The organism is Mesomycoplasma conjunctivae (assembly GCF_000026765.1).
GTDB classification, from domain to species: Bacteria; Bacillota_I; Bacilli_A; order Mycoplasmatales; family Metamycoplasmataceae; genus Mesomycoplasma; species Mesomycoplasma conjunctivae.
On the sequence record NC_012806.1, the window covers coordinates 782,394 to 796,451 of the forward strand.

12 protein-coding genes are annotated in these 14,058 nt (G+C 29.1%); 7 read left to right on the top strand and 5 right to left on the bottom strand.

Annotated features, from left to right (window positions below; genetic code table 4):
- From MCJ_RS03195 to MCJ_RS03210, 4 genes are all read left to right on the top strand, one after another.
- Window positions 1-720, top strand: coding sequence for a ribonuclease HIII (locus MCJ_RS03195; RefSeq protein WP_012751858.1), 720 nt, complete (start codon window positions 1-3; stop codon window positions 718-720).
- A gap of 36 nt (window positions 721-756) precedes the next feature.
- The gene (locus MCJ_RS03200; RefSeq protein ID WP_012751859.1) at window positions 757-1,047 is read left to right on the top strand and encodes a YneF family protein; all 291 of its coding nucleotides are present in this window, start codon (window positions 757-759) and stop codon (window positions 1,045-1,047) included.
- Window positions 1,048-1,062: 15 nt separating this feature from the next.
- Window positions 1,063-2,574, top strand: coding sequence for a 2,3-bisphosphoglycerate-independent phosphoglycerate mutase (gene gpmI / locus MCJ_RS03205; protein WP_041594556.1), 1,512 nt, complete (start codon window positions 1,063-1,065; stop codon window positions 2,572-2,574).
- Between the two features lie 353 nt (window positions 2,575-2,927).
- Complete coding sequence (locus tag MCJ_RS03210) at window positions 2,928-3,647, top strand: hypothetical protein (RefSeq protein ID WP_041594557.1); 720 nt, start codon at window positions 2,928-2,930, stop codon at window positions 3,645-3,647.
- On the opposite strand, the gene MCJ_RS03215 is transcribed toward MCJ_RS03210, so the two are convergent.
- Entirely contained in the window at window positions 3,644-4,963 is a 1,320-nt protein-coding gene (locus tag MCJ_RS03215) for a hypothetical protein (RefSeq protein ID WP_041594558.1), read from the bottom strand. The two genes, MCJ_RS03210 and MCJ_RS03215, sit on opposite strands and share 4 nt — an antisense overlap.
- 141 nt (window positions 4,964-5,104) lie before the next feature.
- On the opposite strand from MCJ_RS03215, the gene pyrH reads away from it, so the two are divergent.
- The 3 genes from pyrH to MCJ_RS03230 are packed head-to-tail and all read left to right on the top strand — an operon-like array spanning window position 5,105 to window position 7,313.
- Window positions 5,105-5,815 (top strand): UMP kinase, encoded by a 711-nt coding sequence (pyrH, locus tag MCJ_RS03220; protein ID WP_012751864.1) that lies wholly within the window; start codon window positions 5,105-5,107, stop codon window positions 5,813-5,815.
- 1 nt (window position 5,816) lies between these two features.
- Window positions 5,817-6,377, top strand: coding sequence for a ribosome-recycling factor (locus MCJ_RS03225; protein WP_012751865.1), 561 nt, complete (start codon window positions 5,817-5,819; stop codon window positions 6,375-6,377).
- Window positions 6,378-6,380: 3 nt separating this feature from the next.
- Window positions 6,381-7,313 carry a phosphatidate cytidylyltransferase gene (locus MCJ_RS03230; RefSeq protein WP_050731559.1) on the top strand — a complete coding sequence of 311 codons (933 nt, stop codon included), beginning with the start codon at window positions 6,381-6,383 and terminating at the stop codon, window positions 7,311-7,313.
- A 170-nt stretch (window positions 7,314-7,483) separates the two neighbouring features.
- Here MCJ_RS03230 and MCJ_RS03235 read toward each other — a convergent pair whose 3' ends face one another.
- From MCJ_RS03235 to rpoC, 4 genes are all read right to left on the bottom strand, one after another.
- Window positions 7,484-8,536, bottom strand: coding sequence for a hypothetical protein (locus MCJ_RS03235; RefSeq protein WP_012751867.1), 1,053 nt, complete (start codon window positions 8,534-8,536; stop codon window positions 7,484-7,486).
- Between the two features lie 304 nt (window positions 8,537-8,840).
- On the bottom strand, window positions 8,841-9,383 hold the full coding sequence (locus MCJ_RS03240) for a hypothetical protein (RefSeq protein WP_012751868.1): 543 nt from the start codon (window positions 9,381-9,383) through the stop codon (window positions 8,841-8,843).
- Window positions 9,384-9,386: 3 nt separating this feature from the next.
- Entirely contained in the window at window positions 9,387-9,797 is a 411-nt protein-coding gene (tsaE, locus tag MCJ_RS03245; protein ID WP_012751869.1) for a tRNA (adenosine(37)-N6)-threonylcarbamoyltransferase complex ATPase subunit type 1 TsaE, read from the bottom strand.
- Between the two features lie 2 nt (window positions 9,798-9,799).
- Window positions 9,800-14,041: a DNA-directed RNA polymerase subunit beta' gene (rpoC, locus tag MCJ_RS03250; protein ID WP_012751870.1), complete on the bottom strand. Its 4,242-nt coding sequence runs from the start codon at window positions 14,039-14,041 to the stop codon at window positions 9,800-9,802.
- Between the last annotated feature and the right edge of the window lie 17 nt (window positions 14,042-14,058).

The following is a 14,058-nucleotide window of genomic DNA, read 5'->3' on the forward strand; positions in this document are numbered from 1 at the left end:
ATGATGTTGGAGACAATTAAAATTAGTAAATCTGACTACATTGTAGGTTGTGATGAAGTAGGTGTTGGCGAGTATTTTACCAATCTTACTGTTTGTTGTGCACTATTTAAACAAGAAGATTTAGATACAAATTTGCTAAACTCGATAGTAGATTCAAAATTACTAAATGAGAAGAAAATAGAAGAAATTTATAGACAATTAGAAGAAAAAATTATCTTTGAAGTTATCAGCTTAGATATGGATAAGTACAATGATTTAATAAATATGAAATTTAATTCTCATGAAATTAAAACTATTTTATATCTAAAGCTACTAAAAAAACTCAAGAGTAAATATTTTAAAGATATTGATGTAAAAAAAATTTATATAGATGGTTTTGTAACAAGCGAGAAATTTTTTAGCTATCTAGAAAAAATTTATCAACAATTAAAAGTAAGAAAATGGGATTTAAAAAAATTTCCTATTTTGCTTGAAAAAAAAGCTGATGAAAAAATTAAACAAGCCGGAGCGGCATCTATTATTGCAAAACATAAGTTAAGTTTAAAATTTCATAAACGTGAAAAAAAATGAAAAACTAAATTTCCTGCTGGCTCAAATCAATTGGAAAAAATCATTAATTTTTGTATTGAAAAGGTTAAAATTTATGGAGATGATTTTTTATATCAAAATGTCAAGCAACACTTTAGTATAACAAAAAAAATCCAGGAAAAATTAAAATAGATATATTATAATTTACGATTATATAAAAGGAGAAAAATGATATCACAATTCGCAGAAGTAAATGAGCAAATACAAACAAATTTAAACACTGCTGGAGGTGTAGGACTTGGTGGCTGAATCGGAATTGTTATTGCAGTGGGTATAGTTTTATTTATCACAGGGGGAATAATTGCCCTTGTTATTTCTAAAAAAATGTTTGAAAAACAAATAAAAGAAAACCCACCGATTAATGAAAAAATGGTTCGAGCTATGTATATGCAAATGGGTAGAAAACCGTCTGAGTCACAAATTAGAGCTGTTATGCGTTCAGTCAAAAACGCTAAGTAAGTTTAAGGAAATATGATGAAAAAAACAGTTGTTTTAACCATTATTGATGGTTTAGGAATTCGCAATGAAAAACAAGGTAATGGTTTTGCGCTTGCAAAAACTCCAGTTTTTGATGAATTATTTGCAAAATATCCTAATTCTTTAATTGAGGCATCAGGACAAGCTGTTGGTCTACCTGAAGGTCAAATGGGTAACAGTGAGGTAGGACACTTAAATATAGGAGCTGGTTTTATAGTTTATACAGGTATTTCTATTATCAACCAAGCGCTTAAAAATAAGACTTATTTTAGTAATAAAAAATTTATAAAAGCCTTCGAAAACTCTATAAAAACAAAGACTCCTTTACAAATTATTGGACTTTTATCACCCGGTGGTGTTCACTCACATGAGGATCATCTTTTTGCACTTATTGACTTTGCTGCAAGCTACGGAGTTGAAAAATTAAATGTCCATGTTCTAGGGGATGGTCGGGATGTAGCCCCAAGATCAATACTAGATTCAATTGTAAAATTAGAAGCTAAATTAGCACAAAAACCAAATTATAAAATTGCTTCAATAGCAGGGCGCTTTTATACAATGGATCGTGATAAAATGTTTGATAGAGTTGAAAAAGGCTACAATGCTTTATTAGGTTTGACAAATCAACAATTTCGTGATGCAAGTGATTATGTAAAATCACAATATCAAGATGATATTAGTGATGAGTTTTTTATTCCAGCAATCAACTCATCAATTGCTAAGCAAGATTTTTTAGCTGATGACAATTCAGTCATTTTTTTCAACTTTCGTCCTGATCGAGCAAGGCAAATTTCACACTTGATTTTAGGTGGCAATCTCTATGATGCTAAACCCAAAAATCCTATAAAAATCAACACTTTTGTTTCCATGATGAAGTATGAAGGAATAAATTGTGATATTGCTTTTGAAGAAATGGAAGTCAAAACTCCCTTAGGAAAAGTTGTTGCTAATGCCAACTTAAAGCAATTGCGACTTGCTGAAACCCAAAAATATGCCCATGTGACTTTTTTTATGGATGGCGGAATTGATGTACAACTGCCAGGTGCTGATCGGATTTTAGTTCCCTCACTTAAGGTAGAATCCTACGCAGATGCACCGCAAATGTCAGCAGAAAAAATAACTGATGAATTAATTGAACATGGTGGCAAATATGATTTAGTCATTATGAATTTTGCTAATCCTGATATGGTAGGGCACACTGGCAATTTAAAATCTACTATCAAAGCTGTTGAAATCTTAGATACCCAAATTGGTAGAATTAAAAAGTGAGTTGAAGACAACAATTATACTTTATTTATCACAGCAGACCATGGAAATGCTGAATTAACTGAAGATGAAAATGGAAATCCTTCTACCAAACACACCGCTTTTCCAGTGATGTTGATCACCACTGATAAATCCTTAAAATTAAAAGATGGTCCTCTATCAGCAATAGGGCCTACCATTTTAGACTATTTAGGTCTCGAAAAAGACAAGGATATGGATCAGGAATCATTAATTATTAAATAAAAATTATCAAAATTTTGTATAAAAACATAACTTTTTGGAAAAATTTAACCAAAAAGTTATGTTTTTATTTTAAACAAAAATCCATTTTTATTAAAAATAAAGCAAATAAAAAAATTGTGCTATAATACAAAAATATTTAATTTTTATGTAGAAAGAAGGATAAAATTATCTTTTCTCTAATTTATGTAAATAATGATAATTTTTATTTATCAGTATTTGTTAATCTATTAACATTTTTAGTTATTATTTTAGCTGTTCCAGTTATTTTAGTTTTAGGAATTGCTCTTATTAAACCTCGAATTAAACCATCTTCTAACGTTTATTTATATTCTTTAGGTGCTGGAATTTTACTCATTGTTGCAACTGTAGGTCTCATTGGTGAAGGTTTTGAAGGTAGTGAAGAATTTGCCCATCCTTTTGGTTTGCAAAAAGAAATCCTCTTAAAAACCTTAATTATTGGTGGTGGTGCCATAGCAGGTCTAGTAACTGTTTTTGTTGCGCGTTACTTTTTTGTTAAAATATTTGGCAAGGAAGTTCACAAAGATCACAATGTACATGATCACTCCGATCATATCATCAATTTTTCTGACATTGATAGTCCAAAATCAGCTTGACTAGCTATTTTACTATTGTTATCTCATAGAACTATTGATGGTTTTATTTTAGGTTCTTTAGTTTCCAAAGTGACCGCTGGTGAACCTGTTAATTGATTTTTAATAGCAACTTTTGTTGCTCACATGCTAATTGAAGTAGTTATTATCCACTATCGACAAGTTCAATATGGTCAAACTGTTAAAAAATCAGTAATTTACAACCTAATTACAACACTTATTTTAATACCTATTATTGTTGTTGGTGCATTTATCAATAGATGATTAAATTCAGTCGGTTGAATAATTCCTTTCTTTAACGTTGCCGGTGGTGCTATTTTATCATTTGTAGTTGTTATCGAATTAGTACCTGAATTTATTCACCTAAGAAATAGCTCATCTAAACAGTGATATATAGCAATTTTGTTGTTTGCAATAGGTATTGTTTCGGCTTTAATTTTACTAAATTTCCATAGTCACTAAGAAAAATTTTGAATTTGAGTTGCTAATACAAAAGTACTATTTTTCTTTTTATCAAAATTAGGAGATACCACTTTTATTCTATATTTTCCATTTTCAAAAGCTTTAAAATGTAGACGATCAAAATTTGTTAGCTTAGAATTTGCTGTAGTTACTTTTTGTCAAGATCCTCTTCATACTTCTAACTCAATATCAAAATTATTTCATAAATTACTACTTTGAGCTTCAATTGATATTGGTTTATTGTTTATAAATAAAGGAAATCCAGTAATAAAGTTTCAAATATTTTGAAAGGGCGTTTGCCCTTTTTTTACTATTTGAGAAAAATTATCAAATAATAGAATAACATTAATTTCCTGACCTTCTTTTAAATCAAAATCCTCAAAATGAAATTCACCAGAAAAATGATAATTTTTTACCTTATTAGATTTTAATTGTCTAAATGATTCATAAAAATTAACTATTCCAAAGCCTTCACGAGCGTGCAAACCATTAAATGAAAAATCTAAATTATCTTCAGTTTTTGCACTTAAATAAAGTGCGGCTAAAATCATTGAATTATGTTGTTTTAAATCAGTAATAATATCGAAACTAGAGGATAATTGGCTAAAAATAGAAGCAACTACAATAGTAGGATAATATCCAATGACAGCTTCTTTATAATCATTATTTTGTTTGTATCTTAATTTAGGGACTAGTAATTGTGAACTAACAATTCCACTATTTTGCAAGTTGAAAGCTAGACTAGAATTTAAAATTTGGTTTTTCAAACGCTTTTTATCATCTGTTTTACTAAAAACAGAAAACCTTGTTAAAATTGCTGATTTAGGATTTTTTTCACCACTAAAAAAATGCAAAATACCAGTTTGAGAACTAATATAATCCAAAAAGCTTGCAAAGTTAAAATTTAAATTATCAATTTCAAATTTAGCTTGATCTAAAAAAACAGGTGTCTCATACAAATGCAAAATTACTTCTGCATTTTGATTTTTTAAATTTTGTATACCTGAAAACCACTCATCTTCATTTTGGAAATATGTTCAATAAATTTTAGGATTACCAACATAATGTTTGATGATAGTTTCTAAATTTTTAACATCAATATCTTTTTCTTTATTTTGACTATAAAAAATAACACCTATTGTTATATTTCTTGTCTCTTCTGATTCGTTTTTAATAAAATTTAATTTTTTGTCCAAATCTTGAAAATCAAAATTTGTATTAATATTTTTAAAAACAACATTTGACTGGCTATAAAATAAAGGCATCGTTGCCAAGCTAAATAATGATAAAAATATTTTTTGGAATAGTGTTTTCATTTTTGTCCCTTTCACCACAAATTAGTCCTGAAAATAAAAAAATATCTAAAAAGAGAAAAATACAACTTTTTAACATAGAAAAATATTGTTTTTAAACAAAAATAAAGTAAAATTTTAAAATTAAAATATAAAAAGGCTACTATGAATAATACAATACTTATCAAATTATCAGGCGAAAGTTTAGCCAATAAGAGCAAATCACTTTCAATTGACAATGAATTAGTTAGAAAAATTGGAATTCAACTTAAAGAAGTACAAAAATTAGGCTATAAAATCTTAATAGTAATTGGTGGAGGTAATTTTTGGCGCGGTGCTTCAGCCGAAAAAAATGGAATAAAAAGAAACAAAGCAGATTATATTGGAATGTTAGCCACCATTATGAACGGACTAGCTTTAGAATCTGCTTTTAAGGAACTGGGTATTAACTCCCGTGTATTATCTTCTATTAATATTGATCCCCGTGTTTGTGAATATTATATTAATGAAAAAGCGGTTAAATATTTAGAAAATGACAATGTTATAATTTTTGTAGGAGGAACAGGTAGGCCTTATTTTACCACTGACAGCGCAACTACTTTATTTGCTTCAGAAATGGGTGCAAATTTAATTTTAGTTGGTAAAAATAGTGTTAATGGGGTTTTTGACTCCGATCCTCGAACTAATCCAAATGCAGTTCGTTATGATACAATTACATATAGTGAAGTAATTGAAAAAGACTTAAAAGTTATGGATTCTACAGCATTTTCGATGGCTCGTGATAATAAATTAGAATTAATAATTTTTGATATTAAAGAAGAAAATTCAATTATAAATGTTATTAAAGGAAAAATTAAACACACAAAGGTATTTTAAAATGGAAGTAAAAAAAGAAATTAAATTTTTCACTGATTTAGTTGATCAAAAATCACTTGAAGTTTTTGATCATTTAGATAAAAATTTCAACAAAATTAATATTGGTAGAGCAAATCCACAAATTATTTCACACATTAGAGTAGACTACTATGGTGCACCTACCCCTATTAACGAAATTGCTAATATTTCTGTACCTTCTGCACTACAATTATTAGTTAAACCTTATGATATCTCACTTATTAATTCAATAACATCAACATTAGTAGCTCATAAAATTGAAGCACAAATTCAAAAAGAAGCAAACCAAATTCGTCTTGTTTTTCCAGAATTAACTACTGAAAAAAGAAAAGAACTAGTTAAAAGCATTAAAAAATATGAAGAAGAAGCTAAAGTTAAAATTAGACTAATTCGTCAAGATGTCAACAAACTTATCAAAAAAGAAGACTTAAGTGAAGATGAAGAGAAAAACTACCTAAATCAAATTCAAAAAACAATTGATAGTAAAATAAAAGAAATTGATAAAATTTTTGAAGAAAAATCCAAATTACTTTTAAATATATAATTTATGTCTAATGTGTTAAATTTAAAAAAACTAAAAGATATTAAAGGAAGAATTTTTGCTTCCTTGATTCTTTTATTTATAATTTTTCCACTCTTTTTTTTAACATATTATGGTCAAATAATTGGTAGGTCAATATCACTTGCTATTTTTGCTCTTGTTTTAATTTATAGCGTTTTTGAAATAGTACATCATTTTACACTTAGTTGATTTGCAAAAATAGTATTATCAATAATACCTTTATTTTTATTTTTTTTGCCTGTTGGTAATACATTTTTATTTTATGATAAAAATCCTATTTTAAATATTGCATTTTTAGCTAAAATAATAGAAAATCAATTTCGTGACTACCTAACTTTAATAATTATTTTTACAGCTATTTTTTTAATTAATATTTTAGAATACTTTACAAATAAAGAAAATAATAAACGTTGATTTAGCAACTCAATTGCTATAATTTTTATTACTTTTACTATAACATCATTCTTTAAATTAGTTTGAATTATAAATATATATAGTTTTGTCTGAGTTATTTTTCTAGGTTTTATAGCAGCTTTTGCAGATGGTTTTGCATATCTTTTTGGCATCGCTATTGGTGGTAAACTCTTTAAAAGTCGATTTAAAGTTTCTCCTTCAAAGTCTATAGAAGGTTTTATTTTTGGTTTTCTAAGCTCAGCTGTCTTAGTTGCTATAGTTTTATTTGCAACTAATCTGGATGAAAATATTACAAATCATAGTATTTTTAGACCTCTGGTTATAATTTTGTTACCTATTTTTGCAATTATAGGTGATTTATCATTTTCAGCAGTTAAAAGGTATTTACAAATAAAAGATTTTTCTTCAATTATCAAAAAACATGGTGGTGTTTTCGACAGATTTGACTCAACTGCTTTAGTATTTATTGTTTTTAGTATTATTCTTATTATTAGTAATAAATAGATTGTTGGATGTTAAAAAAATGCAGATCATCTGCATTTTTTTAACTCTCTAATTTCCGCAAAGTCTATAAATTTATAGACTTTTTAGTGTTTTAATTTATTTGTTTGCAATTTCAAATTGCTTAAAGAATCATGGTGAAGTTGCACTAGCTGGTGCAAGTAGATGCCATCTTAAAATTTGAGCAGCAAATGATTAGTATTTTTTAAATCCAAGGGATGTTCACCATTGAAGTTAACACCAAAATAGTTAAAACCGCGAGTTGCATAATTTCAAGCTTGCAAACTGTTGCGAGGTGTTCCGGAGTTAATTAATGAAATGTAATTGTTATCAGCGCTTAAAATTCCAGTTCCTGAATTTCCAGCATCAAAATATGTAGGCACATAGCCATTTTGATGTTCTAACATTACATTATAATTACTTAGACCTGGTCGGTGAATAACATATGCGGATTGTTTTCCATAAGGAAAACCAACAATTGAAAAGTCATAGATTAATGATTGGTGGTTTATATTATAATCCATACCATTGAAATTAAATTTCATATTTTCAAGCGCTAGTCATGATTTTAATCAGTTGGCATATTCATATTTTCCTTGTGCGAGCGCTTCATCATAAAGTGGCTTAACATCGACCACAAAAATAGTAGCATCAATATTGTGGCCATTGTGTGGGTGCCCTGTCCTACTTAACTGATTAGATCCTGATCAAATTTGTGAAAGTAGAAATCCAGAATTTGGATCTTCTTTTTTGTCGCTAGGTTTTGATGAGGAATTTGGACCTTTTAATAATCCACCTCAATAACTAAATCCAGCATCAACATTATTTTCAAAATTAAGCGAAGGTTTTACTATATAACTGTATCTTCGATAACTGTTTGGTAAACCTGTTTTGGAATCATTAAGTTTGGCAAAATTGGAAACATTTTCAACGTGATTATTGGTTATAAAGTAGAATTTTCAGTCATTTTCATTATTATTTACTTTTCCAATCATCGTTGCAGAACCAAAACTAAAAGCAAGTGCACGCTGGAAATTATTCTCAAATTGAGGGTTAGATTTAATAGTGGAATAATTTATATAATCATTGTTTTGTAAATAACCATTATGCAATTCATAAGGAACGTTCTGGTTTGGAAAATAAACATTTTTTCGAACATTAGGATCTGTGTAAAAAGGAATTGGTGCATTTTCTTGAGTATAAGAAATATGTTTATAATCAAACAAATTAGTTTTATTTGTGTACTCTTCATGTTGCTCAGAATTTTCATAAATAACATTTACTGAAGCACCTCTATTTCATAGAATAAAGGCTTGATTTTCTTTGAATTTCTCATTTTCATTATTGAAAGGATTATAGTTTTGAGTGGTATTTACATAATTAATTGGATTTCCAACTATAATACTATATTGCTCATCTTTTAAATTTAGTATAAAGTGTAATCCATCAGATTGTAAAATATTTACTTTTTTTGCAAAAAGCTAAAAATGAAGTTTTCAAAATGAAAAAACTTCATTTTTTCTATCAAATTTAGCCAATTGTTGGCTCTTTTATATATAAAGGTTTAATTTTTAAGAAGTTTAACTCTTTTTTAAAAATTAAAGAGGCTAAGTAAAAACTATTAAAAATTAAAAAATAATCAATTTTGCTAGCTTTTAAAGAGGGGTTATTAACTTCAGAGATTTTAGAGGTTATTTTACCATTTTTCGCACTTGCCTGAAAAGCATATTTGGATGATGTACTAATATAGTAAATATCTTCATTTTTGTTCAAAAAAGAAGACAATGCAAAGGAATTAGTAGTGTAAATATTTACTTTGTTTAGCTGTGCAATTGTGCGAGTAAAAACAAGAGCAACGCGGCAACCTGTAAACATCCCAGGTCCTAAATTGAGATAAAAATCTTGAATTTGATTGATTTTTAAACTATTTTTGTTTAAAATTTTTTTAACATAACTTGGTAATAAATCTGCTTTATTAAAAACAGTTTCCACTAAAAAATCAATTAAAAAATAATTTTCATCAAAAATAGCAAGCGCTAAATCTTGGCCTGTAGTATCTATAAAAAATTTCATATTCTAATTATAATAAAAATTTATATCTCTGGTAAATTCATCTCAAATTTTTATCTCTATGAGCACAGAATTTTGATCAAAAAAATTTAGTTTATCGGCTCATTCAATGGCAACAATATTGTCGATAAAGTAGTCCTCAAATTCTGATAAATCACCTTTGTAATTATCAAGATCAATGTGCACTAAACCTTTATAGACAAAGGCAAAATTAAATGATGGTGAGGTAATTTCGTCTTTAATTTTTAAGTGTTTGCCAAGTTGTTTGACAAAAAAAGTTTTTCCTGATCCATAATCACCAACAAGATAAATAAATTGCACTTTTAGTTCTAATATTTTCAAAATAATGAAATCTAAGTCAGAAGCTGACTTAGATTTTAGATTTTGATAATATTGATAATTTGCTTTAACATTCATACTTAGTTTTTGTTGCTAGCGAAAAAACTAAATGGATCACGAATATCAAATTTGGATTTGTGTTCATAGTTGGAGTTAGTTCCGGCAGGAATTTTGTGACCAACAATGATGTTTTCTTTTAAACCTTCAAGACGGTCGACCTGTGAAGAAATAACAGAGTGAACTAAAATTTTGGAAGTCTCTTGGTAACTAGCAGCTGCTAAGAATGAGTTAGAAAGTAGGGGAATTTGTTTTGCACCTTTGACAATTATGTTTCCAAAAGCTGGTTTTTTACCTTCAGAGATCAGTTTACCATTGACTTCTTGGTATTCGCTGATATCAATAATTGATCCAATAAAGAAGTTAGAATCACCGTTTTCAATTATTTGTACTTTAGAGAGCATCTGACGGATAATAATTTCGATATATTTATCAGAAATTGTAATCCCTTGCATACGGTAAATTCTTTGAATTTCTTTTAGGAGGTAGTTTTGTAAGGTACGAGCATCAGAAACTGAAAGAAGCTCTTTTAAAATAATTGGACCTTCAACTAGTTTTTGTCCAGGAATAACTTTATCTCCTACTTTAACACGAAGTTTTTGATTTTGCTCAACACGGATAATATGTTCTGCTTTTTCTTTTTCAGAATTAATATATTCAATGGTAATTAATGAACCTTTATTAACATTAGTATCTTTGTCATTTAAAGCACGAATTTGACTAATACGTCCATAAAAAGGTGAAATTTTTGCTGGTCGACCTCAAGGATGTTCGTGAGAGTCAATTAATTCAATTAGCCTTGTAAAACCACCTGTAATATCATCAACGTTGGCAACCCCTCCGGTGTGGAAAGTACGCATGGTTAATTGAGTTCCAGGCTCACCAATTGATTGAGCAGCAATAATTCCAACTGCTTCACCAATGGAGACTAATCTATTAGTTGCTAGATCTTTTCCATAACATTTTTTACATACACTATTGCGCACATGACATGATAAAATAGAGCGAATTTCAACTTCTTTGATACCAGCATCAATAATTGCTTTAGCTGTTTGTAAATCAATCATTTTTCCAGCAATTGCGATGCGTTGGCCTTTAGAATTATAGATATCTTTGTTTAAAAAGCGACCTTCAATTCTTTCAATTAAAGGCACAATAATAGTCCCTGTTTTAGTATCAATAATATCTTTTACTGTAAATCCAAAGTCAGAAAAACAGTCTTCTTCTGTAACAACAATATTTTGGGCAACATCGACTAAACGACGAGTCAAATAACCTGATTTTGCAGTATTAAGAGCGGTATCGGTAAGTCCTTTTCGCGCACCGTGAGTTGATGAGTAGAATTCAAAAGAAGTTAGACCTTCAAGGAAGGAAGACTTAACTGGTACCTCAACGATGGAACGCACCACCCTTTCATTTTCAGCATCGACTTTTAAAGTTTTAACGTTGTTGGCCATCAAACCACGCATACCTGCAAGCTGAACAAAGTTAGAAATATTTCCACGTGCTCCTGATTTCATCATCATAACTACTGAATTTCGATTGTCATGACTGATAGAATTATTGAGGTCTTGTTGGATTTCATTTTTAATTTCTGTTCATTTTTGAACAGCTAAGACATAACGTTCATCATCGGTAATCAAACCTTGGGTATAAAATTCATTGAGTTGATTGATGTAAGTTTCACCTTGGGTAATAAATTCGTGTTTTTTAGGTGCAATTTTAATATCTGATATTGCAATTGAGGTTCCAGAAATGGTAGAATAGTAAAATCCAAGATCTTTAATTTGGTCTAAAATTGAAGAAACCATGTTGTTATATTTAAACCAAATACGTTCTAAAAGATAGACTTTTTCGTAATCTTCGATAACTTTAGCAGTTGAATTTGAATATTTTTTGTGTCTTCTAAAAAGTTGATCAAATTCAAAAACTGTAAACTCAGATAACTTAGAAATGTGAGTTATTGGAAGTTTAACACCTTTGTAATCCTTGATGTTTTCGTATGAGAGCATGCAATCTTGATAATTTTCAAAGTCTAATTTATTAATTACATCAGCAACATCTTCTTTGGAAATTAAACCATCATAGGTATTAAAAATTTGACGAACAATTTTAGCAATTATTTTTTTAGAAAATGGTTCATTTAAAGGTAATGAAGCAATTTTTTCAACAATGTTTGTTCCATATGGAACAACATATTTAGCAATTTGTTCTCCATAATTGAGCTCAAGTTCGTCAACTTTGTCATCAAAAATGAAAGGGAAATTTTCTGGGAAAATATTGTTTAAAATAAATTTACCAACTGTTGAGATAATATGACCACGTTTTTGTTTGGCTATTCCAGGTTTAATTTGATCAAAACTAATTGCTACTCTAGCATGTAGTTCAACTGATTTAAACTCATAGGCCTTCATCATCTCGTCGTAGGAACCAAAAAATGAACCTTCACCTTTAGCACCTTCTTTTTCCTGGGTTAAATAATAGAGTCCTAAAATCATGTCCTGGCTTGGATTAACAATAGGTTCTCCATCTTTTGGACCTAAAATATTACGGTTTGCAAACATTAATTCTTTAGTTTCACGAACTGCTTCTGGAGAGATAGGAACGTGTACTGCCATTTGGTCACCATCAAAATCGGCGTTAAACCCAGCGGTGACAAGCGGGTGTAGTTGAATTGCTTTTCCACGTACTAAAATAGGTTCAAAAGCTTGAATGGAAAGACGGTGAAGTGTTGGCGCCCTATTTAAAATAATAGATTTATTTTCAATAACTTTTGCTACATAAGGTCAAATTACTGGATTTTGTTCTTCAATCATTTTTCTTGCATGCTTGATAGAAGAAGATTTTCCTTCTTGAATTAAGGTTCGAATAATTCATGGTTCAAATAAGGTAGCCGCCATTCTTCTTGGTAGTCCAGCTTGGTACATTTTTAATTTTGGACCAACAACAATTACTGAACGACCAGAATAATCAACACGTTTTCCTAAAAGATTTTGTCTAAATCTTCCTTTTTTACCAGTTAGTGAATCAGAAATTGATTTTAAAGGACGGTTGTCTTTAGTTGTAACTTGATTATTAGTTTTTTTCTGATTATCAATAAGTGCATCAATTGCTTCTTGAAGCATACGAAGCTCATTTTGAATAATTAAAACTGGAGCATTACTTTCATATCATTTTTTTAAACGATTATTTCTAATAATAATTCGACGATATAATTCGTTGACATCGCTAGTAGAATGACGAGATCCATCTAGTTGTACAAGTGGACGTAAATCTGCGGGGATGACAGGTAAATTACGAATAATCATTGATTTTGGATCTTGTTTAGAATTAATAAAAGCATTGATAACTTGAAGTCTTTTATATAATTTATCACGTTTTTGATTTTTGATAATAGTCTTTTTATTTTGTCCAAGTTGATTTTGAATTTCTAAAATTTCGGCTTCCACACGAGCTCTTTCTTCATGTAAATCTAACTTATCTAAAAGAGCTTCGATAGCTTCAGTACCTGTTGAAATTTTTGCACCACTATATTCTTCAATAATTTCGTTGAGTTCATAGTAGTCAATTCCGTATTCACGACCTATTTTTGAAGAAGCTAACTCAGTTAATTCTGATAAAGCTTCAGAGACAGCTTCATATTCTTCAGTGTCTGGTTCATATTTTTCAAGAATTTCAACTAAAGCGTTTTTATAAATTAGACCAGCTTCACCAATATCAATAATTTTGTGTTTTTGAAGTGATTTTAGTCCACCTGTTTCTAAAACTATGTGAGATTTATAGTAAATTATTTGTTCAAGACTACTTTTAGAAACAGCATTTTTGCTTTTTTCAGTTTCTTGAACTTTGAGGCCTAGAAGTTTGGCAATAATACTGTGATCGATTTTGAAAAACCAAAAATGAAGAATTGGAGCATTCAGCGCAATGTGACCCATTGAATAACGACGTGCTAATTTTGGTAAGATTTGTGACTTACTTTCGATACATTCACGGGTAGCAGCACAAATCTGATTTTCATTGGATTTTTTATATTTTTTTCCACAAATTGAACACTTATAATCAACTAGTGGACCAAAAATTAACTCATCAAAAAGACCACCACGTTCAGGTTTAAAGGTTTTATAATTAATTGTTTCAGCTTTGGTAACTTCACCACGTGATCATTCCAAAACATCTTGCGGAGTAGCCAAGGCAAGCGAAATTTTTTCAATTGTATTTTCGTAAAGTTTGGCATATTGTCTTGAAACTTTATTTTTATTTTCCATTTTTTACTCCTTTTTTA